This is a genomic window from Prosthecobacter sp., assembly GCF_044226605.1.
Classification (GTDB): Bacteria; Verrucomicrobiota; Verrucomicrobiia; order Verrucomicrobiales; family Verrucomicrobiaceae; genus Prosthecobacter.
Genome location: NZ_JBGAGS010000021.1, coordinates 1 through 23,232, shown reverse-complemented (window position 1 = coordinate 23,232; position 23,232 = coordinate 1). Strand labels below are relative to the sequence as shown.

17 protein-coding genes are annotated in these 23,232 nt (G+C 61.7%); 6 read left to right on the top strand and 11 right to left on the bottom strand.

Annotation, left to right across the window (positions count from 1 at the left end; genetic code table 11):
• Nucleotides 1-70: 70 nt before the first annotated feature.
• A complete protein-coding gene (locus tag ACILSO_RS24915; RefSeq protein ID WP_395740191.1) occupies nucleotides 71-1,303 on the bottom strand; it encodes a M48 family metallopeptidase in 1,233 nt (410 codons plus the stop codon).
• 132 nt (nucleotides 1,304-1,435) lie between these two features.
• Between ACILSO_RS24915 and ACILSO_RS24910 the strand changes: the two genes are divergently transcribed.
• Complete coding sequence (locus tag ACILSO_RS24910; protein WP_395740190.1) at nucleotides 1,436-2,335, top strand: alpha/beta hydrolase; 900 nt, start codon at nucleotides 1,436-1,438, stop codon at nucleotides 2,333-2,335.
• Nucleotides 2,336-2,835: 500 nt separating this feature from the next.
• Here the strand turns inward: ACILSO_RS24910 and dusB are convergent, their stop codons facing one another.
• On the bottom strand, nucleotides 2,836-3,864 hold the full coding sequence (gene dusB / locus ACILSO_RS24905) for a tRNA dihydrouridine synthase DusB (RefSeq protein ID WP_395740189.1): 1,029 nt from the start codon (nucleotides 3,862-3,864) through the stop codon (nucleotides 2,836-2,838).
• A gap of 52 nt (nucleotides 3,865-3,916) precedes the next feature.
• On the opposite strand from dusB, the gene ACILSO_RS24900 reads away from it, so the two are divergent.
• Nucleotides 3,917-4,087 (top strand): hypothetical protein, encoded by a 171-nt coding sequence (locus tag ACILSO_RS24900; protein ID WP_395740188.1) that lies wholly within the window; start codon nucleotides 3,917-3,919, stop codon nucleotides 4,085-4,087.
• Nucleotides 4,088-4,129: 42 nt separating this feature from the next.
• Here the strand turns inward: ACILSO_RS24900 and ACILSO_RS24895 are convergent, their stop codons facing one another.
• The 3 genes from ACILSO_RS24895 to ACILSO_RS24885 form a co-directional block, all read right to left on the bottom strand.
• A complete protein-coding gene (locus ACILSO_RS24895; RefSeq protein ID WP_395740187.1) occupies nucleotides 4,130-4,858 on the bottom strand; it encodes a segregation and condensation protein A in 729 nt (242 codons plus the stop codon).
• 60 nt (nucleotides 4,859-4,918) lie between these two features.
• Nucleotides 4,919-7,351, bottom strand: coding sequence for a hypothetical protein (locus tag ACILSO_RS24890; RefSeq protein WP_395740186.1), 2,433 nt, complete (start codon nucleotides 7,349-7,351; stop codon nucleotides 4,919-4,921).
• Between the two features lie 101 nt (nucleotides 7,352-7,452).
• Nucleotides 7,453-10,392 carry a c-type cytochrome gene (locus tag ACILSO_RS24885; RefSeq protein ID WP_395740185.1) on the bottom strand — a complete coding sequence of 980 codons (2,940 nt, stop codon included), beginning with the start codon at nucleotides 10,390-10,392 and terminating at the stop codon, nucleotides 7,453-7,455.
• 53 nt (nucleotides 10,393-10,445) lie between these two features.
• On the opposite strand from ACILSO_RS24885, the gene ACILSO_RS24880 reads away from it, so the two are divergent.
• The 3 genes from ACILSO_RS24880 (at nucleotide 10,446) to ACILSO_RS24870 (ending at nucleotide 13,377) form a co-directional block, all read left to right on the top strand.
• Nucleotides 10,446-10,715 (top strand): Precorrin-3B methylase, encoded by a 270-nt coding sequence (locus tag ACILSO_RS24880; protein ID WP_395740184.1) that lies wholly within the window; start codon nucleotides 10,446-10,448, stop codon nucleotides 10,713-10,715.
• A 23-nt stretch (nucleotides 10,716-10,738) separates the two neighbouring features.
• Nucleotides 10,739-11,590, top strand: a complete 852-nt coding sequence (gene rlmF, locus ACILSO_RS24875) for a 23S rRNA (adenine(1618)-N(6))-methyltransferase RlmF (protein WP_395740183.1) — start codon at nucleotides 10,739-10,741, stop codon at nucleotides 11,588-11,590.
• Between the two features lie 215 nt (nucleotides 11,591-11,805).
• The gene (locus ACILSO_RS24870) at nucleotides 11,806-13,377 is read left to right on the top strand and encodes a hypothetical protein (RefSeq protein ID WP_395740182.1); all 1,572 of its coding nucleotides are present in this window, start codon (nucleotides 11,806-11,808) and stop codon (nucleotides 13,375-13,377) included.
• 133 nt (nucleotides 13,378-13,510) lie between these two features.
• Here the strand turns inward: ACILSO_RS24870 and ACILSO_RS24865 are convergent, their stop codons facing one another.
• The 3 genes from ACILSO_RS24865 to ACILSO_RS24855 form a co-directional block, all read right to left on the bottom strand.
• On the bottom strand, nucleotides 13,511-13,807 hold the full coding sequence (locus tag ACILSO_RS24865; protein WP_395740181.1) for a type II toxin-antitoxin system RelE/ParE family toxin: 297 nt from the start codon (nucleotides 13,805-13,807) through the stop codon (nucleotides 13,511-13,513).
• Complete coding sequence (locus tag ACILSO_RS24860) at nucleotides 13,804-14,100, bottom strand: hypothetical protein (RefSeq protein ID WP_395740180.1); 297 nt, start codon at nucleotides 14,098-14,100, stop codon at nucleotides 13,804-13,806. The genes ACILSO_RS24865 and ACILSO_RS24860 overlap by 4 nt, the downstream gene beginning before the upstream one ends.
• Nucleotides 14,101-14,275: 175 nt before the next feature.
• Nucleotides 14,276-15,352, bottom strand: a complete 1,077-nt coding sequence (locus ACILSO_RS24855) for a cytochrome-c peroxidase (protein ID WP_395740179.1) — start codon at nucleotides 15,350-15,352, stop codon at nucleotides 14,276-14,278.
• Between the two features lie 166 nt (nucleotides 15,353-15,518).
• On the opposite strand from ACILSO_RS24855, the gene ACILSO_RS24850 reads away from it, so the two are divergent.
• Entirely contained in the window at nucleotides 15,519-16,340 is an 822-nt protein-coding gene (locus tag ACILSO_RS24850; protein WP_395740178.1) for an FtsQ-type POTRA domain-containing protein, read from the top strand.
• 36 nt (nucleotides 16,341-16,376) lie between these two features.
• Here ACILSO_RS24850 and ACILSO_RS24845 read toward each other — a convergent pair whose 3' ends face one another.
• The 3 genes from ACILSO_RS24845 to ACILSO_RS24835 form a co-directional block, all read right to left on the bottom strand.
• The gene (locus ACILSO_RS24845) at nucleotides 16,377-19,628 is read right to left on the bottom strand and encodes a fused MFS/spermidine synthase (protein WP_395740177.1); all 3,252 of its coding nucleotides are present in this window, start codon (nucleotides 19,626-19,628) and stop codon (nucleotides 16,377-16,379) included.
• Between the two features lie 37 nt (nucleotides 19,629-19,665).
• On the bottom strand, nucleotides 19,666-20,964 hold the full coding sequence (locus ACILSO_RS24840; protein ID WP_395740176.1) for a Gfo/Idh/MocA family protein: 1,299 nt from the start codon (nucleotides 20,962-20,964) through the stop codon (nucleotides 19,666-19,668).
• A 1,412-nt stretch (nucleotides 20,965-22,376) separates the two neighbouring features.
• Nucleotides 22,377-22,823, bottom strand: a complete 447-nt coding sequence (locus tag ACILSO_RS24835; protein WP_395740175.1) for a hypothetical protein — start codon at nucleotides 22,821-22,823, stop codon at nucleotides 22,377-22,379.
• Between the last annotated feature and the right edge of the window lie 409 nt (nucleotides 22,824-23,232).

Below are 23,232 nucleotides of genomic sequence, written 5' to 3'. Positions count from 1 at the left end.
GGTTAATCAAGCTACGCCCGTGGGGGGAGGCATTTATCACGGATGCGAAAAAACACTGTGAATAAACTCTTTACGGCTCCAGGGCCGCCAGCCGCTGCCCGATCGGCGGGTGCGAGTAGTGCAGCCAGACCGTCAGCGCATGGGGATTGGGGTGGGTCAGATGGTCGAGCGAGAGCTTCTGCAGCCCGGCCATCAGCGGCTCGCTGCCGCAGGCCTGACGGGCGAAAGCATCGGCCTGGAATTCATGCCTGCGGCTCAGTGCGCTGCCCAGCATTCCCAGCAGCAGGCTCGCTGGCTGATAGATGATGCTGAAAAGCACCAGCCCAAGCCCCAGTGGCTGACCTGTGACGCCAAACGCCTGGAAAAACGCCGATGACTGCAGGGCCAGGTGCAGCAGGTAAAACATCAGCCCGCTTTCCAGCAGCCCCAGAACGAGTTGCTGCGGCACATGGCGGCATTTGTGGTGCCCAATTTCATGCGCCAGGATCGCCTCGAGCTCCGCCTGAGAGTGTTTTTCAATCAGCGTGTCGAAGAGGGCGATGCGCTTGTTTTTGCCAAAGCCGGAGAGAAATGCGTTCGCCTTGCTGGAGCGGCGCGAGCCATCCACCACGGAGACATCCACGACCGGGAAGTTCAGACGTGCCGCCAATGCCAGCAGGGCCTCGCGCAGCGGGCCATCGGCCAGGGGCTGAAATTTGAGAAACAGCGGCATCAGCAGGCGCGGGGAAAGCCATGCCATGACAATGCTGAAACCCGCCACCGTCAGCCAGGTGTACAGCACGGCATGCACCTGGGTTTGGAAGAACCACAGGATGAGCCCCAGCAGAGGCCCGCCGAGCAGGGCGGTCAGCACCAGGCCTTTCAAACGATCGCCGATGAAGGTGCCCACCGTGGTGCGGTTAAAGCCGTACTCGGCCTCGATTTTAAAGGTGTCCCAGGCATCAAAGGGCAGGGAAATCAGGTTCTGCACCAGCAGCAGCAGGCCGATCACGCCCACACCAGTGTACACCGCGCTCCAGCCCCAGCTGGCGCTCCAGCGCTGCAGCCAGTCAAAGCCGCCGCCCCACCAGAAACACAGCAGCGCCGCCAGGGAGACTGCGCTGCGCAGCACATCCAGGCGGGCAGACTTGCCTGCGTACTCGCCTGCTTTCTGAACCGTTTCGTCGGAAAAGATCGCCTTCAGCCGCGCCGGCAATGCATGGCGAAACTGCGCCAGGTTCAGAAATGTGGAGATGATCTCCAGATGAAAGACGCCAAGCACGCCGATGACGGCGGCCATGAACCAGGGATTGGATAAAGACATGCGGTTGGGGAATGGGGGAAAAACGGATACGATGCCGCAGGCGCGGCACGAATCCCGAAATTTTGTGTAACCACTCGCCCTGTGCTGCATTTCAGTCAATGACCACCTCCCCCCAACTCCATCCCGCACGCCATGATCCGCCCCTTGCTTTTCCTCCTCGCCCTTCTCAGCGTCACCCCGGCCTCTGCCCAGATCGGCAGCAGGCTGCGCGATCTCATTGCCAACCGCAGGCAGTCCGGTTCGGGTGCAACGCAGGGAGCCAAGGAGGAGCTCAGCTATGGCAGCGATTCGATGCAGAATCTCGACTACTGGCGGCCCACCACGCCGGGCTCGCCGCTGGTCATCTACGTGCACGGCGGCGGCTGGAAGCGCGGAGACAAGGGCCTGGCAGCCGGGGAAAAAAGTGTGCACTACCTCCAGCAGGGCTACGCCTTTGCCTCGCTCAACTACCGCCTCGTGCCCTCCTGCAAAGTGGAGGATCAGGCCAGCGACGTGGCCCATGCCGTCGCCTTCCTGGTTCGCCGCGCCGAGCAGCTCGGCTTTGACGGCAAGCGCGTGGTGCTCCTGGGGCACAGCGCCGGGGCGCACTTGGTGGCGCTGGTGGGCACGGACATGAGCTACTTCAAGCAGGCTGAACTGGATCCCAAGGCCGTGCGCGGCATCATTCCCCTCGATGGCGCGGCCTATGATGTGCCGAAGCAGATCGCGGAAGGCGGCGACTTCATGCACGACACCTATCTGGAGGCCTTCGGCACCGAGCCCGAGCGGCAGAAAAAACTTTCTCCGACCATGCAGGCCGCCGCGCCGAATGCGCCGGCCTTCCTTATCCTCCATGTCCAGCGCGTGGACGGCACCGCCCAGTCCATCGCCCTCGGCGAGGCCTTGCGCAGAGCGGATACCCCCGCCGAGGTGAAAGGCTTCGAAGGTCACGGACTCCAAGGACACGCGGAGATCAACCGCCGCATGGGAGATCCCACCTACCCGGCGACTCCTGTGGTGGATGCGTGGCTGAAGAAGGTTTTTGCGAAGTAGGGCACGCGTACGCTGCCGCGAGAGCGTTTTGGAGTGCGGTCGCGAAGCGAAGAATGAGCGCAGCCACCGCTTTCCGAGGGCCGGTCAGCGCACCGTTACTACAAAGCCTGCGAGAGGCATCTGCACTCCCGCGCGTGCAGGTTCCGGTAGATTTTTCAGCTGACGAGAACCAGCAGACGCTCGAAAGCGGCAGCTTCGCGCGCCGCACTCTCCATTCGCCTTGGAGCGTTCGCAGCAGGATATGGAGTGCGGTCGCGAAGCGAAGAATGAGCGCAGCTACCGCTTTCCGCAGGCCGGTTGGTTCACTCGCACCACCAAGCCTGCGAAAGGCATCATCGCGCGTGGGCGAGAAGGCTCTCGCAAATGTGTTGCCTGACGAAAACCATCAGACGGTCGAAAGCGGTAGCTTCGATGCAGGCTTGCGCCTTGCATCTGCGCGACCGCACTCCAAATTTTCGCCGCATCGCGGGTGCGCGTTTTTTTAAACGCCGGTGCTTCAGCTACTCCCCATCCACTTCCACTTCGGCGTTCACGGCGACCTCGTGCCCGTGCGTGGCCTGATGCTCAAGATACCCGGCAAAGATATCCTCCAGCTCCATCAGGCTGCCGATTTGGGAGAAGCGCTGGCGCAGCCATTTGCCGCCGGGGATTGACTTGGTGTAGTTCATGAGGCGGTTGCGCATGGAGCGCAGGGTTGGCAGTTCGCCCATGTGCGCATTGCGTGCGATCGCCATCTGGCAGTGCCGGCGCATGAAGTTGAAGCGCTCCTCCACCGTGGCATGCGGGGCATGTGTCCCGGTGGCGAGGTAGTGCTTGGCCTCTTTAAAAACCCACGGATTCGTCATCGCCGCACGGCCGATCATGACGCCCTTCACATTGGTTTGCGCGCGACGGATTTCCACGTCCACGCCGCTGGAGATGTCGCCATTGCCGATCACGGGGACCTTCACGGCATCCGCCACCTGGCCGATGACATCCCAGTCGGCGAGGCCGGTGTAGCCCTGCGCACGAGTGCGGCCATGCACGGCGATGGCCTGCATGCCGCAGTCTTCCAAAATGCGGGCGACTTCGATGGCGTTCACGTGGCTGGCGTCCCAGCCGATGCGCATTTTGGCGGTGACGGGGATGGAGACGGCCTTGGCCACCTCCCGCGCCACGCTGGCCAGCAGCGGGCAGTCTTTGAGCAGGGATGAGCCGCCGTTTTTGGACACGACCTTGTTCACGGGGCAGCCGAAATTGATGTCGATGAAGTCAGGCTGCTTCCAGTCGATGATTTTGCGCGCGGCCTCTCCCATTCGCACGCCGTCGGAGCCAAAGAGCTGCACGCCGAGCGGGCGTTGGGAGTCGTCAAAGTCCGTGTAGTGGCGGGTGCGGTCGTCCCGCTGCAGGATTCCCTCGGCGCTGACGAACTCCGTCATCATCACATCCGCGCCCTGTTCTTTGCACAGACTGCGGAAAATCACGTCCGTGACCCCGGCCATGGGGGCCAGATAGAGGGGGAAGCGGTCGTTTTCGAACCAAGGAAGCATCTTCCAGCATAGCCGCACTGGCAGAGTGCAGCAAGTCGTGTCACATTTGGCGATGGCCCGACGCCACCGAAATCGCAAACCCCTTATCCCCGGCCGCTGGACCGTGCTGGCCGCGCTTGTCCTGCTGGGCAGCATCGGCGGTTTGTTCTGGGTCCTGGGCACGCAGACAAAACTCAGCCGCACAGCTCCCAAGCCGCCCCCTGCGGTGGCAAAGCGGAAGTAGCAAAGGCGTTCCTCTTGTTTCGAAGCGATCGAGACGATTGCTCTACACGGCAGGCCGCACCACGACGATCTCCCCGAGCAGCTGCTCCTGCTCCACCTGGAGGTGGTTCAGCTTGATCAGCTCCAGCATGGCCAGGAAGGTCACGATCACCTCGCCGCGGCTGGCGGCGGTGGTGAAGAGGTCTTCAAATTTGATCCGGCTGCCCACGGGCACGGTCTGCAGCAGGTGCTCGATCTTGTCCGCCACGGTGTAGCGGTCATTGACGATCTCGCGGAAGTCGCTGGCGTTTTCAAAGCGCTTCAAGATGCGCTGGAAGGCGCGGATGAGGTCAAAGATGCCCACCTGGCCGACGCTCTCCACCGGGGCATCGAGATCGGGCAGCTCAGGCGTGGTGACGAAGAGCTCGTCTCCCTTCACCTCCTGCGCGCCAAGGAAGTGCGCGGCCTCCTTGAACTTCTTGTACTCCACCAGCTGGCGGATCAGCTCCCAGCGCGGGTCGGTCTCCTCCGCATCCTCTTCCGGCGGCTGCACGGCCTGCGGCAGGAGCTCGCGGCTCTTGATGTACATGAGGTTGGCCGCCATGACGATGAACTCGCTGGCCAGCTCAATGTTGAGCGCCTTGAAGGTGTCGATGTAATCCAGGTACTGCCGCGTGATGCGCTCCAGGGAGACGTTGTAAATGTCGATCTCCTCCTTCTTGATGAGGTAAAGCAACAGGTCCAGCGGGCCTTCAAAAATCTCGAGTTTAACTTTGTAGTCGGTGTCTTCCACTGTTCGAGATAGAACGGGGAATCATAGATGGCGAGAGGAAAGTGGGGGAGGGGAGAAGCCTCATTTCGCCCTGCGCACGCGTACCCAGGCGCTGCGAACGGTGCTCTTGTCGCTGCTGGTGCTGGTGGGCGGGAGGAGGCGGTGATATTTTCCAACCTCAAGACTGATGCCTTGGGTCCATTCTTCAAACTCGTGCCTGGCTCCAGGGTACAACGCGTTTTGGCTGGCGGAGAGGCGAAGAGTTTCTTCCAGGACGGGCTCAATGGGTTTTGCCGTGGAGTATTGAAGCTTGATCGAAAGATGAATTTGGCCGTCGGGATCGTCCGTCAGCGAAGCTTCAACCTGCAACCCGGCCGGGAGCGGCTCCGTGGCCGTCGGACGCATGCGGAAGGGTGCGTCACTCGAAGGAGGATCAAAAGCGGTGGCTGTTTGATGCTCCTCCGTGATGGACAGGTTGCCGGATGTCGAGGATTTGGCACGCAACAAAACATGAGAACACAGCCTGGCGCTGCCTTTTTCGAGTTTCTGCCGGGAAAAGTTCTCGAACTCAGCGCTCTTCACTTCCTCCCATGCCGCAGCCTCTTTTGCGGAAGTTTCAAAGATCAGCGCGTCCAGCTCAAGGTCGTGTTCCTTGGCATCGGGCGCAGCAGCAGAGGAATCAAGATGGCTGAACAGAAGCAGGACTTCATTGGCGGGCAGATCGGTGGCGGCCATCACAGCGGGAACATCGGCCGCTGAAAGGAGGTGGGTGCCGGGTGTGCGAAGGGCGGTCGCAGAGGAGAGCCATGAAATCCGTCGAAAGCGCGGCTGCCACATGACGGCTTCCGGCAGGTCGCGTGCCAGCTTCCACTCTGTGCGGGCGGGTGGGGCGAGATGCTGGGTGAGGGCCATGCTGTATTCATGCTGCTCCAGCCAGGTGCCGACTCTCTCGGTTTGCCAGGCCGAAGGGATGCTGGGCATTTCCGTGGGGCAGGCATGGATGCGTGCGCTGGACTGTGTCTGTCCGCCTGAAGGGTGGGCTGCAAACGCGCTGGTCACCACCCTTGCCTCGCCGCGCTTTACACGGGCCAGCAGATCGCGCAGCAGCGTTTCATCCTGCTCCGGTTTGCGCGCTTCGAGGAGGTCGTGCGCGGTCTTGCTGTCCAGTGCGATGCCGAGGTACAGCGAGCGCATGGTCGGTGGCTGCGCTGACCAGCCTGTGAAGGGATTGTCAGGCGGTCCAAAGGGATCGGCAGCGGCGGTTTCAGGCGGGGAAGGGTGCGGTACCGGCCTGGGCACGTCGCCGGAAAGTTGCGCCATGGTGACATCCAGCCAGCGGCCCTGGCGCTCGGCACCCCATGCCTGATCCGCAGGGGGCATCATCGCCACCAGCTGGGGGGCGGTGCTGTCTTTCAAAGTCGCCCCCACGATTTCCTGCTCAAAGCGGTCATACCAGTCCATCCAGCCATGCAGCGCCCTGCTGTGGGCTCCATGCTCGTCCTTGGCCCGGAGCCAGGACGTGGGCCACTGGACCGCCAGAGGAGCACGCGGCGCATGGAAGCTTTGGAAGCCTCCCGTGGCGGTGACTTTCAGACGGGTGCCTTCCAGCGCGCTTTCAAAGGAGACAGGCACCATGTAGAGCCGGTCAAAGACCTGGTCTGTCTCCGTGGGCAGCCACCATTCGGTACCGGTCTGCATTTCGCTGTCCGCATTCGGAGCCAAAGATAACGCCATGCTGGAAACGATGCGGGCTTTTCCGGCAACCACTTCTTTTTGGAGATGTTCAGCCAATGCCGCGTCATCAGGCCTGCCTTGCAGCAGCCACTCGATCATGGACATCTCCGGCACACGATAAATCGTCTGCTCCACTTCCAGGCCGGGCGCAAGGGTGCCTCCGGCGCTGCCTTTGAAGAAAACGACCATTCGCGTGTCAGCGTCGTGCGCAGGCCGGAAGCTGGCGATGATGCGTTCATGCACTCCCACCAGCACCTCGCCCTGCCAGTGCAGGCGTTCATAGCGCGGGGACGTCACGGTGTGCTTTCCGCGCTCCGCACCTACTGCCTTGTTGTCGTAAGGCAGGGTGAGCAATTGGGGCGGTGCGAGATCATGTTTCAGTGTGATGCCGATGCGTGGCGCCCCAAGATTCTTCGGCGGTTCCTGCTGCAACTCAACCTCCGTGCCGATGAACTCAATCCGGGTGCCTTTGGCCGCGGCCTGATCCTTGGCACGGTCAAATTCCCATTCAGTGACGATCTCACGCTTCCCGCCTTTGCGCACCATCGTGATGCCTTCTTCTTTCACGAGGCCCGTCAGTTCCACCAGCGTGCGAGCCTGAAGGCGCTCGCGCAGGCCGGCGGGGGAGTTGTGCCCGGCCATCTCACGCTGCCAGTCGCTTTCTTTGACCTCGCAGATCCTTACTGTGACCTGAATCGCGGCATCCTGCGCCACGACTTGCTGTGAGCAGGCAAGTGCTCCCATGAGCAACATCATCCAGGAGTGCCAGCGCGCATGCATGATTAAGATTTACTCGAGGGGATGGTTCGGAGGCAATACGAATCGCCCGGGGCGCTTGAATTTTGCGCCGGTCTCAGAAGCGTGGTATTCGACCCTTCATTTTACCTGCGCACCAGCCGCACCGCCCGCACGTCCGCCAGTTCTTGCTTCAGCGCTCCTTCCGGCCGCATCAGCAGAGATTGTGCGCCTGCCTTGAGCTTGAGTTTTCCCGCCGGCTGCTCCTTGAAACTCTCATAGCCGCCGGTGGACTGCACCACGCCCTTTGCGCTGGCGTTCTCGGCTTCGATCACATAGGCATCGCCCGCGGAGGCGTCATCCGCCGCGAGGGTCACGAGCACTTCGTATTCACCGTCTGCAGGCACCTGGATCAGCCACTCGGCCACATCCGTGTCGATGCGCCACGGGGCCAGCACGTTGAGTGCGGCACGATAGGCCAGCTTCTGCCCATAGGTCTTTGCGGCACTGGCGGGAAGCAGCAGCACGCCATCGGCATCGGCCTGAATGGCGTGGCCTCCTTTCACATCCACCTGCAGCAGCGTATCCGCCGTCCAGGGCATCTTGCGTGTCTTGGTCTGCGCCCGCACTGCGGCGACTTGCGCGGCATCGATCACGCTGGCTTCATTGCCCCAGGCATTGCGCACGTAGGTCAGCACATCGGCCAGCTTTGCGTCATCCAGCATGGGGTTTTCCCCCTGGCCGGGCATGGCGAGATTCCACTTTTGCCCGTTCACTTCGATCTCTCCATACAAGCCGTGCAGCGCGATGCGGATCATGCGTTCCGGTTCGCCGGTTGCCCACTCGCTTTCCGCCAGCGGCGGGGCCACGTTTGGGATGCCATAACCCGTCGGCTGATGGCACAGGCCGCACACCGTCTGATACACCGCGGCTCCGCGCCCGATCTGCTGCTGCGCTGCGGTGCCAAGCGGTTGCTTGCGTGTGGAAGTGACCACGCTGTCCGCCCCCGGCCAGGTGAGGCACATGCGCAGGCGCTGCACGCGCTCGCGGGCGGCGATGTCGCGGTTCGCCGCCAGTTCATCGAGGAACCGGGGCCTCTCCGGCAGCTTTACGGCTTTGATTTGCCGAGGGTCGTTCGGCTGCGTGGTCAGGAAGCCGTCCACCAGCGCCATGCGCTGCCAGCTGCCTGTCTGCTCCATCCGTGCCACCAGCGCAGCCTGCTGATCATCCATCCCAATGAGCTGGCTGAGCAGGCGCAGCGTCTCGCGGCGGTGCGGCGACTCCTTCAGCCACCCCGCCTGCTTCAGCAGCAGGTCCAGCAGCTCCACCTCCCGGCCATGCACGCCCGTCATTGCGGCGATGCGGCTCAAGTCATCTTCATGCTGCGTCAAGTGCTGCACCAGGTCCTCGGTGCTCTGGTGCCTGAGGAGCGCCTGCAGCCGCACGCCCGCATCCGGCTCCATCTGCAGCGGGATCTCCGCGCCCAGCCTGGCTGCGGCGGCACGTACACGTGGGTCGGCATCCAGCTCGGCTTTTTGCAGGATCGGTTTCGTCAGCCTGCCAGTGCCTTCCAGTGTCCAAAGTGCATGCAAACGATGCAATGGGGCAGAAAAGCGGTTGGGATCTCCGAGATCCGCCTGGCGCTCCACCAGCAGCCGCTGAGCCGTGTTTCGCTGCCAGCCGTTCGGGTGCCCCAGCGCCTCCACCAGTTCTGCATCTGCGGCTTTGGAAAGCGCGGGCCGTGGGCGCAGCGGCGCGCCACCGTCATGCACGATCCTCCAGATGCGGCCGTGATCATTGCCTTCGTAGAGTTTGCGCTGCTCGATCTGCCTGGTCAGCCACGGCACGATGAAAATGACGTGCTCGATGATGCCATGATACATGTCCGCGAGATACAGCGCACCATCCGGCCCCACGCGTGCATTGACGGGGCGAAAGCGCTCGTCCGTGCTGGCGATGAATTCCTGCTCCGGCGGAAAAAACCGCTGCGCCTGCGGTGAGACGCCGCCGCTGAGCTTCAGGGTTCCCACCAGATGTCCGGCGGAGTCGGGCACGAAGACGCTGCCGTGCATCTCAGGCGGAAATTGATCGCCGTCATAAAAGCAGGTGCCGGAGACAATGGTGTAGGTGCGCAGGCGGCCGTCATCGCGCAGCTCCAGCGAGCCGAGCGTCACCGCCGGTGTCACTCGGATGGGAAAGCATTCGGCGGCTTCTTTCGCCACGTTCACATTCACGCCAAAGCTGCCACGGCCACCACGCTGCGCGAGTTTGGCAAGGTTTGGATGCCGCAGCAGCGCCTCCGCGGGGATGAGGTCCATGTGCATGGCGCTGTTTTCGTAGCAGCTGATGAAGCGGCCGGTTTCATCAAAGCTCACACCAAACTGCCCGCGGTGCAGCGTGGGCTCGTCGATCAGTTTGCCATCCCGCCACTGGTAGCGGTGCGGCCAGTCGGCGCAGTGCAGCCAGTTGTCGATGCCACGGCGCAGCCCGTTCGCCGTGTGCTGCGGATTTCCGCCCACGCCCATGGTGCCCACCTCGGTGCGTTTGTCGCAGCGCAGATCTCCATCCATGTCTTCGCAGTACCACAGCCGGGGCGGCTCCTGCAGAAGAATGCCACCTTTCACCAAGGCAAAGCTGCGGGGCATGACTAGCTTGTCGAGGAACACGGTGCTTTTGTCCGCCCTGCCGTCGCCGTTTTCATCTTCCAGCACCACCACGCGGCAGATGGGGTCTCCTTCGCCGCTGCCCTGCACATCGCGCATGTAGCCCTGGTATTCCACCACCCAGATGCGTCCGTCGGGGTCGAACTCAAAGAAGATCGGGCACTGCACCATCGGCTCGCACGCGACCAGTTCCGCACGGAATCCGGGCGCGAGTTTGAAGGTCTTCGCCTCGTCTTCGGCTGAAAGCACCGGCGCGGGCGGCACTTGGATGCGTTTCAGCAGCTCTTCGCCTTTTTCCCAGTCCGCCCAGCCCGTGAGCGCAGAGGCAGGGCGTGCCCTTGGACGGTCGGCGGGGATGGTGCCGCTCTGGGCAAGGGTGTGGGTGGCAAAGAGGAGGGCAAAAGCAGCGATGCGGGCGGGCATGGATCTACTACGCGTTGCCTCGCGCCATTCTGTAAGGCAAGGTCTTGAACATCATGCCCGCCAAAAAGAAACCCAGCGACAAGCCGCTCACCGGCGCCGCTTTGATCAAGGAAGTCTGCCGCCGCATCCGCGTGGCGCGCAGCTACTGGGATGCGCACAACAACCGCGCCTGCCGTGTCGAGCGCGAGAAGGCGATGGCACTCTATGAAACCCTGAGCGAGGCCGAACGCGAAAAAGTGCCGCAGGTGCTGCGTGTGTGGCTGCGCTACCGCAGCGAGAAATACTTTGGCGAGGATCGCACGCCGCCGGGAGGAGTGCGGTGATGAGTGATAAGGCGAAGGCAGGAATGCACCCGCGCAACCGCTTCAACGGGCGCTACGATTTTCCAAAGCTCATCGCCTGTGCGCCAGCGCTCGCGACGTTTGTGAAGCCGAATGCGCATGGCGATGCCAGCATCGACTACGCGGACCCGCAGGCGGTGAAGGCGCTGAATGCTGCGCTGCTGCGGGATGCGTATGGCATTGAGCATTGGGACATCCCACCCGGCGCGCTCTGCCCGCCCATTCCAGGGCGTAGCGACTACCTTCATCATCTGGCGGATCTCATCGGCATGCAGCGTGGTGCAGCCGTGCGCGTGCTGGACATCGGCACCGGCGCGAACAGCATCTACCCCATCATCGGTGCGAGCGAGTACGGCTGGAGCTTTGTGGGCGCGGAGGTGGATGCCGACGCGTGGCGCTGGGCGAGGAAGATGGTGGCGGCAAATCCGAGCGTGGCGGGCTTGATCGAGTGCCGCCTGCAGAAATCGGCGCAGCAGTGCTTTCGCGGCATCATCCAAAAGGGAGAGTACTTTGACCTCACGATGTGCAACCCGCCCTTCCATGCCTCCGCCGCCGAGGCAGCCGCAGGCACGCAGAGGAAGCTGCGCAATCTTGGGCAGAAAGGCGCCGCGCTGAACTTCGGTGGCAAAGCGAATGAGCTGTGGTGTGAGGGGGGCGAGCTGGCATTCATCCGCCGCATGATCGCGGAGAGCACGGAGTTTGCGCAGCAGTGCGGGTGGTTCACCACGCTGGTGTCCAAGAGTGAGAACGTGGGGCCATTGGAGAAAACGCTGCGCAAAGTGAAGGCGGCAGAAGTGCGGAAAATCGACATGGCGCAAGGCCAGAAGAAAAGCCGCGTGCTGGCGTGGCGGTTTTGACAAGGGCCATGCGGTCGAACCAAGCAAGGCGAGCCGTCATATGGTGGCGAGGGCTGGTAAAAGATGAATGGTAAAAGATTTTTAGATCAGAATTTCTGAAATCTTTTACCACCCATTTTTTACCAGCTTCTGGGGGATTCGCAGCCTGTGCATACGTTTGCTGCCAAGCCTGCGCTAGATCGTGGGCCGTTCTTCGTATTTCCTTTCCACATCTCATGAAACTTTCCTTCGCCTGCGTCTCCCTGCTTCTGTTTGCCTCCGCATTGCATGCCGAGGTGAAATTATCAAAAGTCTTCACGCCGCACATGGTCCTTCAGCGCGGCATGGCGGTGCCGGTGTGGGGCACGGCGGCTCCGGGCGAGAAGGTGAAAGTGGAATTTGCCGGCCAGAGCAAGACCGCGACGGCAGATGACATAGGCGCGTGGAGCGTGAAGCTCGACGCCCTCAAAGCCAGCGCAGAGCCTCGCACGCTGACCATCGGCGACAAGAAGATCGAGGACGTTCTCGTGGGCGATGTGTGGATCGGCTCCGGCCAGTCAAACATGGACATGGTGGTGGCCAGCTACACCAAGGATGATCCCGTGCTGGATGCCGCCTCCAAGCAGAGCTACCCGCACCTGCGTCTGATGCGCAAAGATGCCAATGCCGTGTGGGAGCAGTCCACGCCGGAGACGAATGTGAAATTCAGCGCGCTGCTGTTCTCCTTTGGCGTTCCTTTGCAGAAGGAGATCGGCGTGCCGGTGGGCCTGATGGTGGGTGCGGCGGGCGGCACGCCTTCGGGTTTCTGGCTCAGCGAGGAGATGTATCGCAGCGATGCCGCCTGCGCGGAGGCGGTGAAGGCCTTTGCCCCGACGTATAAGTATGACGAACTCGCGGCCAAATACGCCGAGGAGAAAGCCAAGTGGGATGTCGAACTGGCCGCGTGGAGAAAGCAGTCCGAGGCCATGAAAAAAGAAGGCAAAGAACCCACCCGCCCACCACGCGGGCCGCAGGCGGTCGGCAAAGCCGGCGAACCCAATTTCGGCAAGGTGGGCCAGCTCTTTGAGCAGTTCATCCGCCCGTATGTGGGCTACGGCATCAAAGGCGTGCTGTGGGATCAGGGCGAGAGCCGCACCAACATCGCCGGCGTGGATCAGGTAACGCTCATGGGCGCTCTCATCGGCGGCTGGCGCAAGGCCTGGGGGCAGGGAGACTTCCCCTGGCTCTACGTGGAAAAGCCCAGCGGTGGCGGCTGCGCGTTTGATTACACGCAACCGATGAACCGCCTCGCGGAGAAGTTCGCGCCGCTGCCCAAGACCATCCCCAACAACCCGGACCGCGAGTACTCGCACGTGGCCTTTGAGCAGATCATGAAGTACAAGAACACGCACATGGTCATCAGCAGTGACCTGGGCAATGGCATTCATCCGCCGAACAAGTCCGGCTACGGCGCGCGTGCGGTGCAGGTGGCGCTGGCTGTGGCGTATGAAAAGGGAAATGAATACCTCGGCCCGCAGCTCGCTTCCCACAGCATCAGCGGCGGCAAGGTGACACTGAAGTTCAAGCACACAGGCAAAGGCCTCGCCTTCAAAAACGGCGACAAGCTGCAGGGCTTCTCCATCGCCGGTGCAGACAAGAAATTCGTCTGGGCCGATGCCGTCATTGAAGGAGACAGCGTCGTTGTTTCCAGCAAGGATGTGCCCCAGCCCGCCGCCGTGCGCTACGCCTGGAACAATGCCTTCCAGTGGGCCAACCTCTTCAACAAAGACGGTCTCCCCGCGCAGCCGTTCCGGACGGATGCGTGGTGACGCGAAGTAAGGAATGATGGGCCGCAAAGAGACGCAAAAAGCAGTGGGGAGCAGGCGGATTGAGCTGTCAGATTCTCTTTTGATTACTTGCGCTTTTTTGCGGCTCTCAAGTCAAGGCTGCAGGCCTTTGTTCTCACCCAAGGAAATTAATCTGACCGAGGTCGCGTGCAGAATGAAGAATCCGCAGCACCTCGATGCCTGACTCTGTGGGACGGTAGTAGAAGCAGTATTTTCCGAAAGGGGTGCTGCGGCAGTTGGTGCAGAGGTCTGGGCGCGGACGCCCAAGTGTGTTTCCACCGGCGAGCTTTTGGAGTTTGGTGCGGAAACTCAGAATCAGGCGATCTGCCTGCATCTGGCTGTCCTCAGCGACGTAGTCCCAGATTTGCTGAAGGTCGGCTTTGGCATTGGGTGCGTAAATGACCTGACTCATGCGGTCTGCTGCCTGGCGGCATAAGCGCGATGCCGCTCGGCCAGGAATTCATCCCAGTCGATCTCAATGCCTTCTCCGCGATCGAGAGAGTCGGCTGCAATCTGGATGTCGTGGCGCAAGGCAGCGTGCTTGGCCTGGTCTGCCGCGCTGAGTTCCTCGACCTTGATGGGGCGTTGCGTTTGATGGATGACTCGAATGGCGTAGTCGGTTTCAAGCTCAGCAAAAAGTTCCTCCACCTCCTCGGGTGCAAGGCGGTCGATTTGCTGACGGATGTTTTGCACGACGGCTGTCATAACGCATCTCAGAGTATCAAATGGATGAGGCTTTGTCGAGTCCATGCTGCTTCACCCAAGGCCAGGCATCCTGCCCGATCATGGCATGGGGTGTCCCTCTTCCTGCCTGGGACGAGATGGAGTGCTGTGGTGAAAGGACAGGGAGGCGGCTGTCTCCCATCAACCGGACGGACACCTATCCGCCGGGCTTTAGTCCGCTCGGCACCTTCTCCGGCGCCGTCTTGTCATACGCATCACTGCTCAGCGCTTCCAAGAAGGCCCGGATCGGCGCATGATCTTCCGGCAGCAGGTTCATGTGGCGGAGCAAGGGGTCCAGCGGAGGGAGGCTGCTCACGTCTCCGCCTTCCAGAGTTTCAGCGGCCTGATCCATGAGACGGTCATAAAACAACAGCACTTCATCCAGCGTGGTGCTGCCGCCGTGGTGCATGTAGGGCGCGGTATGCGTGAGATTGCGCAGAGAGGGCGTGCGAAATTCGGTGCGATTTGTCGCGCTGTCCGTGAGGCCGATGGCGTGAAGCTTGAAATCTGAAAGCATGGGGCCGTTGTGGCAGAGCGCGCAGCCGGCTCTTTGAAAGGCGGCCATGCCCTGCTGCTGCTCGGTGGTCATGGCGGATTTGTCGCCACGCATGAAGCGGTCAAAGGGTGTGTCTGGCGCAATCAGCGTGCGCTCATACGCGGCGATGGCCTGCGTGACTTTTTCGGCGGTGATCTCGTTTTCAAACAGCTTCACATATTCCGGCACCGCCTTGAGACGCTCCACCATCTGCGGCACAGCCTCCGCCTCGCTGCATCCATCCCCGCGCATCTCCTCGCGCTGGCGTATCGGCGCGAGCGCCTGCGCTTCGAGACTTCGCACGCGGTTGTCCCAGAACATCGGCGCCTGTGCGGGATCATAGGGCCTGCCGGACTCGATGCCGTTGAAGGCCGTGTTTAGAATCGTGGGCGTGTTGCGCATGAGCGGGGCAAAGGCTGCGTCCTTCACCACCCTGCGCGCCGGCCCGATGCCGCTGGCATTCACGCCGAGCGGCGTGGGCCGCGCATCCGCCCAGCCATGCTGCGGACTGTGGCAGGTGGCGCAGGCGACGCTGCGCGTGGCGGAAAGCACGGGATCAAAAAACAGCAGCCGCCCCAGCGCGATCTTTTCACGCGTGTCTCCAGGCAGCGCCGCCGATTTCGGCAGCGCCTCGATCTGCGTGTTCGGCAGCGGTTCAGCCGCAGCCGTCGCGAGGATCACAAGCAGGGTGGAGAGCATGTGAATTCAACGCGCCTCGATCGCCCAGCGTTGCAGGCCAAAGCGCTCGGGAGCGCGACGTGCGCAGAAATTCCACCTGGCCGCTTGCCGGTCGCTCAGCCTCCAGCCACAATGCGGCGGGAAGATTGCCACAGCGCTTTGTTTTTCCTCATTTTTCTCCTGAGCCATGATCGCTAACCTTTGGCACCGCCTCCTCGTCACACTTTTTCTTGGCCTGCTCATCGCTTTGAGTCCCGCCACGCAGGCGCAAAAACCGGACCCAAATCAAGAGATCTCCAACAAAGTCATCGCTGCCATTCGCTTTGAAGGGTTCAAGAATTTGGATGCGGAGGAAATGCGCTCAAAGCTCGAACTCAAAGAAGGGGGACTCTTTGATGAAGACACCTTGAAATCGAATGTGCTGATCATTGAGAAAAGCCTGCGTGAACGGGGCTATATGTACGTGCAAGTCAAGGAAGTGCGCGCCGAACCGGTGAAGGACGACCGCCTGAAACTCGTGTTTGTCATCGACAGCGGCGACCTGTATCGTGTGAACGAACTGAAGCTGACCGGAAACGACACATTCACTTCCAATCAGATCGCTCCAACGACCCACGTCGTTGTCGGCAAGCTTTACTCGGGATCAGCGTTGGAGCAGGACCGCGAAATGATCACCAGCTTTTATGGGGCGCGTGGCTACGCCGATGCAAGCGTGGAAATCAGTTCGATGGAAATGGGCAAAGGCTCGCTGCGGATGGAGTATCACATTGACGAAGGGAAAAAATCGCTGCTTCAGGAGGTCAGGATCTCCGGCAACAGCAACGTCAAGGCGGAGGAAATACGCAAGGAGTTCAGGCTCGCTCCCGGCGATGTTTTTAACACGGTTCTCATCGAGAAAGGACGTCAGGCGCTGCTGCGCACAGGGCTTTTCAAGACCGTGGAGGTCAGCGGCGTCCCCGCGGCAAAACCGGGCTTCAAGGATCTGGAGATCACGGTGAAGGAAAAATAAGACGGCTGGCAAACGGTCGATTGAATGGCCGCCGGACTATCGGGATGCCGCATTTGCACCCTCATCCAGCGGACGGTCCGCATGCTGCAGAAACTCCTGCACATCGTGCTCGGCCTGCTCTGCGCGTGTGTGCTTGGCGGCACGATACGTTTTGGCGCGGAACTCCAGGAACTGGCGCTGCCATGGGGGATTGGGTTCAAAGAGGGAGAGCACCTCGATCTTCTCTGCATCTGAAAGCAGGGTGATGATCTGGATAAGCGTGTTCAAGCGGCTCGGCTCGGCCAGTCCGCCGGGAAAGGGCTGCTTCAGCACGGCGACGAACTGCGGCACCAGATCGCGATTGTTGGCCGCGAGCGGTGGCACGAGCGAGAGCGCGGTCTGCACAGAGGAGAGCCGCACCCAGACCTGCGGGCGCAGGGCTTTGAAGCCGTCCAGCAGGTGGGAGGTGGCGTCATCGTAGGACTGCTCCTGAAAGGCGGACACGGCGGAAGCGAAGTGGGCGTCGGCAGGCCAGTCCTGGCGCAGGGCTTCGAGGTGCGGCTTCAGTTGCTCGGCGGTGCCAGCCTGAGCGGCGGCCTCCATGAGCATGAGATGCTCAAAGGGGCTTTCGGCTTTGCCAGTCCACGAGTCGAGCACGCCTTTAAAGTCGCCTTTGAAAAAAGCGGTCACGGCATCCACGCGGCGCTGGTAGTCGCCTTCGAGTTCGTTGGGGATGGAGGCGGTTGAGCCGTCTGCGGCGAGCATGCGCAGGCGCTCGTAGCTGAGCTGTACAAGACTGAGCTGCGTGGCGAGGTGAACAGGCATATCCATGTTTTGCTCCATGGCCATGAGGAGCACCTGCGTGGTTTCAAAGCTGTTGTCTTTGGAGAGGGCGCGGGCAAAGCCGTACTCCAGCAGGTTGCGGTCGTCGGTGTTGATGTGGGCGGGCGTGGCTTTGAGCAGGCTGCGGGCAAAGTCGGGCGAGGCGAGATGACGCGCGAGAACGCCCTCCACGGAATTGGCGAGCCACACGCGTTTCAGCGCTTCGGCATACAGCGGCTGCGCCATGCGGGCGCGGATTTGCTCCATGGTATAGGCTGGTGCCTTCTGGTGCCCGATGAAGAGGAGGTCATTGGGGCCGGAGATCCACGTCTCCACATGCGGAAACACGGAGGTGAGCGTGGCATAGACCTGGCGTATGGCCTGCGCATCGACCTCATAACCCTGCACCCACTGGGCAAAGAGGCCGTGCTCGTTCAGGCGTGCCCTGGCGGCGGCGTAGAACTCCTGCGTGAAGAGGGTGGAAACGCCGGCGCGGTAGGGATTTGAAGGCTCGGAGATCACGAGGTCGTAGCGGCGGCCTGCGGCCAGCAGGGCCTCGCGGGCATCGCCGGGGATGAGGCGCACGTTTTTCTTGTTCATCACGTCGCGATTCACCGGGGCAAAGTGCTCGCGTGCGAGGGCGGTCATGGCGGACTCGAGTTCCACCACGTCCACCTGATTCATCTCCGGCACATCGGCCACCCAGCCGGCGGTGGTGCCGGTGCCGAGGCCGACGATGAAGGCGCTGTGCGGCGCGGGGTGCAGCATGGCAGGCACAAGGCCCTGCATGATCTGCGTGTCCGCATCGCCAAAGGCGGAGCCGTCGGACTTGCCGTTCACATAGAGGCAGTAGCCGTCGTCGCTGCTCACGGCGGCCACGCTGGCCTCACGCCCTTCGAATTCATGCGCGATCTTCCACCGGCTGGCATGCAGCCAGCCGCGCAGGCCATTGATGGAGGCGGGCAGCGCCTCCACGCGGCCGTAGCCGATGGGCTTGTGCCGCCAAGCCGCCGTGGGGCCGGTGGGCAGAAACATCAGCGCCCCCGCTCCCAGCCACAGCGCCGCGAGCGCATGCGCGGACACAATGGAAAAAGAGCGCAGGCCGAAGAGCGCCGCCGCAAGGCTGAGCAAAAGCGTGAGCACAAACACCGCGCGCCATGCGCCCAGTGCCGTGAGCCATGGCAGCAGCACAAAACCACCCGCGAGCGAGCCTGCGATGGCTCCGAGCGTGTTCGCCGCATACGCAAAGCCCACATGCCGCCCCGCATTGCGACTGCCGCTGCCCAGTAAACCGACGAGCAGCGGAAACTGCACGCCCGCGAGGATGGAAGGCACCAGCACCAGCAGGCTGGCGATGAGCGTCCATCCTGCAATCTGCCCCGGCAGGCCGAGCGAGCGCAGTTGATTCACATCGATGGCAAACACCGCGATGCGATCTCCCAGCGCAAAAGGCAGCGCGAGAAACAGCGCCTGCCACGCTGACACCCGTGCGAGCGCCGCCTGCGTGACCGCCCCGGCCCGTGACGCCCACAGCATGCGATACAGCAGCCCGCCGAAGCCGATACCCGCAAGCGCCAGCGCGAGGATCAAGCCAAAGCCATAGACCGAACTGCCCAGCAGCGGTGCCAGAATGCGGAACCACACGAGTTCGCTCAGGAAAAAGGTGAAGCCCGTGATGCCTGCGGCGGCATACAGAAAGCGCCGCGTCAGTCGTCCGCTGGGATCTTCCGGCGGTTCTTCTTCTGCGGCCTTTGCCTGCTTCTGCGCCTTCCTGCCTTTTTTTTCCACTTTCTGCTCCGAATCTCCCCGAGCCGCATACCACGCCATACCACCAATGAGCAGGTTCACACAGGCCGCCGCCACGACGGTGCTGCGGATGCCCCACAGCTCCAGCAGCCAGAAGGTGCTGCCCAGCACGCCCGCCAGCGCGCCGAGGGTGTTCACGCCATACAGCACGCCCAGGCTGCCGCGCTGCGCGTCCTGGTCTGTCTCCACCCATTTGAAGGCCGCAGGCAGGCTGCCCCCCATGAGCAGGCAGGGCGGTGCCAGCACTATCGTGGCCAGCACCAGCTGCAGCAGAGTGGCCGGCACCACCCCCAGCGCAGCGATACCTCCCGTGCTGAGATAAAGCGAACGCACCAGCGAGAGCAGCAGCGGAGTCAGCAGTGCAGCGACACCTACGCCGATCTCGATCCAGGCATACAGCCGCAACGGATTCGCGGAAGCCTCCGCCTTGCGCCCAAACAGCGCACTGCCCGCACCCATCGCCCCCATGAAGATCGCCAGCACCGCCGCCGTGGCCGGTGTGGCTCCGCCAAAGACCAGCCGGAACTCCCGCAGCCAGGCCATTTGATACACGAGCGCACAGGCACCGGAGAGCGCCAGCAGCGTGGCGAGGAAGGGGAGTTTACGGTTGTTGATGATGGTTGACGGTTGTTGGTGATGGGAACGCAGACGGGAGAGGAAAGATTGGAAAAAACCCTCCACAATCGTCAACCTCTGTCAACAACCGTCAACTCCGCCTTCACCCCACCGGCGTGGCCCAGTGCTCGCGGTAGTCGCGGCGGAGCAGCTTGGAGGTGTCGGGGACGGCCCCGATGAACTGCTCTTTTGTGGGATCAAATACCAGCGCGCTGCGGGTGCGGGCGGCGATGTTGCCGAGGTGGCAGAGGGAGGTGGAGAGGTGGTTGATGGTGATGTCGGCGTTCAACCTGGCACCGGTGCGGATGGCGTCGAAGAAATTGGCGTGATGCGCCGCAAGGTCGGGGCCGGAGGTGGGCTTGATGTCTTCGATGAGCTTGTTTTTGCGGCCATAGATCTGCCAGTTTCCCTTTTGCTTGCCGCCGACGACCATGCCTTCCGTGCCATACCAGGCGCAGCCGTTTTCGTGGCCTTCCTGCACGTAGGGCGACCAGTCGCGCTGCTCGTAGATGAGCTGCTTGGTTTTGCCTGCGATGTCGTACTCAAAGGCGCAGTAGAGCGTGTCCGGCCACTCCTGGTCATCGTCAAAGAAGAGCTTGCTGCCCTGGCCGATGATGCGGTTTGGGTGCTGGTCCAAGCCAAGACCCCAGCGGGCGATGTCGATGTCGTGCACGCCGTCATTGCCGAAATCTCCGGCGCCAAAGTGGTGAAACCAGCGCCAGTGGCCGGGATGGTAGGTGGTCTTGAAAGGCACCTTGGGCACCGGGCCGAGCCACTGCTCGTAATCGAGGTTTGCAGGCGGGTCGGTGTCGGGCTTGTGGCCGTGATTCGCACGGAGCTGGCTGTTCCAGGCCTTGGCCACCAGGACCTCGCCAATGACACCGCTGCGCAGCTTTTCGATGATCTGGCTGATGCTGGCCGTGCTGCGGCTCTGCGTGCCCACCTGCATGGCGACTTTGTTTTTCGCGGCGGCTTCGATCATGAGCCGCCCCTCGCGCAGATTGTGGGAGCAGGGTTTCTCCACATACACGTGCTTGCCGGCGTTCGCGGCGAGGATCGCGCCCGGCGCATGCCAGTGGTCCGGCGTGGCCATTAGCACGGCCTGCACCGCTTTGTCATCAAACACCTGCCGCATGTCCCTGGCGATCTTCGGCGTCTGGCCGGTCAGCTCCTGGATCTTCTTCGCCGCAGCTTCCGCACGCTTGGAGTCCGCATCGCAGACCCAGGAGTAGATGACGTCATCGCGTTTGCACATCGTGTTGATGTGATTGGTCCCCATGCCACCGGGGCCGATGAAGGCGAGATTGATCTTGTCAGCGCCCGCCGCCTTCAGGATGGCGGGTGCGGCGAAGGAGGCCAAAGCAGACGTGCGGACGAACTGACGGCGGTTGAGCGTGTTCATGGTGCCGTGAATACGGCGGGAACCCACCCGGCCCTTGCACAGAGACGCAGCATGCTGCAAGCCGCCGCAGCGCGGGGCAGGGGGCTGCGCTGCATGGCAGAGCGCTGAAAAGCCGAGGGCCGTCTTCTCAATAGTGGGGGGAGGTTTCGTCGGTTTCGTCGGTTTCGTCGGTGTATTTTAGAGGGGTGCACTTTTTTTTTGCGCGAGGTTTTGAGGGTTTTGAAGGTTTTGAGGGTGAGTTTTGAACAGGGAGAGATTTTTTAGCGCTGTCTGGGGTGGGGGGATTCGGCGGTTTTGGCGGTTTTGGCGGTTTTGGCGGTTTTGGCGGTTTTGGCGGTTCGTTTTCAAAGGGGGACAAATTTGTACGCCGGGAGGTTTTGAGGGTGCTTTTGCACGGGGAGAGTTTTTTTCGTGAGGAGTGGGTGGTACGCCACAGGAGGAAAGAGGTGGCAAAGGGCGCGGTGATGTCACCTGAAGGGAGTCTTCTGTGGGTAAGGAGGAGCGGTGGAGGTGTGTGGTATGGGAAGATGGTCATCATGGAAGTCTGTTATTGAGAGGGGGGGCTTCTATGGGGGCTTTCCATGATTTGCAGGCCGGTGCCTCGGTTTGCAGGCGTACACTCCATCAGGCATTCGATGAATCAGCTTTGCTTGCTGAGGGAGCAGGTGGTGTTTCATGCTACATTCTGGTGGGGAGGTGGTTGAAGATTCTGAAGATGTTGAAATCTCCTTCTGGCGGAACTCTGCCGTGAGGGGGGGAGCAATAAAAAAAGGTCCCCCTGTTAAAATGAACCGCCAAAACCGCCGAAACTGCCAGAACCTCCCTCCGGTGTGTTTTGGGGCGTCCAGGAGTGAGTTGCCGGTACGATAGAAAAAAGGTCTCCCTGTGGAAATGAACCCTCAAAACCTTCAAAACCCTCGAAACCTCCCGCACGGAATGGATAGGCGCGAAAATGCCTTCCTTGGCTGGCTCACATTCATCCGGTGAGCCTTGATTGCTGGGAGGGGTGGTATGGATTTATACCATGGTCTGGTCTTGGGACTGGCTGGAGTGACGGAAAAAATTCGGCCCCTTCTCAAAATACACCGACAAAACCGACGAAACCGCCAGAATCAACCCTCCGCTGGGCGGGTCGTGAGCTGCGGGGACGAAAAAAAATGTCTTCCCCTGCAAAACACACCGACGAAACCGACGAAACCTCCCCGCTGAGCAAACACACTCCCTGAAAATGAACTGAAACCACTGACGGCACCGGCCTGGATCATGCTCGGGCAAGGGGCCTGTCGTGGCAGGGTGTGGTAGGGCAGGGTGGGAAGATGCAGGACGTGTCAAAAAAAGAGCAGGCTGAGGCAAAAGCCACCCCTGGCTGGAGCTGCGCCCGGGGGCCTGACCTCCTCTCCTGAGGCCCCCGGCTACTTTGCTGCTGCTTCTGGCAAAACCGTGGGATTGATGGACACTTTGAACTGTTTGTTTTCCGAGGAGAAGATCACTGCCGCGGGCTGGTTGTTGAGGGTGGTAAGGTTGGGGCGGGAGATGATTTTCTCGCTGCCGTCCTGGGCCAGCTCGGAGACAACGACTCGCAGGAGGACCTGCTTGGGGCGGACGTCGATGCGTTTGAGCATCTGCCGCGCTGCGTCGTATTTGGCGTGGGCGGGATTGAGCACGAGCGTGCTTTTGTCGATCTGAACGGTGCGTACGATCTCATGAATCTCCGGGAAGCTGGACTTGAGACGCTGATAGGCATCGATCACGTCGAGGTAGGCCACGGGCACGCTGGCTGTGGGGAGCTGAGCTTCTTCGGCAGGGCAGGAGACGCAGAGGATGAGCGTGGCCAGGAGAATGCGAATGAGGGATGTCATGGTTTGGCTGGGGCTAAGCTAGGGGAATGGACAGATGGCTGCTGCAACGGGATGGCGCGGGAGGTTCTTGCGTTGCGGTGCCTGCTTCAAGCGCAGCGGGGAAGTGGCTGATCCGGCGGAGGAGGATGTGAATGAGCCTTCTGTTCCTCCCCTCTAACTCTTCCTCTCTTTCTGTGAATGCGGAGACGGTGTGCGTGGAAGGAGGCGTGGAGTCGCTCGGCGGCGGCTTGAGGACAAGCCGCCCTACCCGACGCTGAGTACTCGCGGGACCAGCGCAGGTAGGGCGGGCTGTCCAGGCTGTGTGAAAACTATTTCACCGGTTTGACCGGGGGCGTTCATGCGCAACAAGATGGGCATGAGCCACCTTCGAGGAACTGATCGCAGCGAACTGCAGATGCTGCCGCCATGC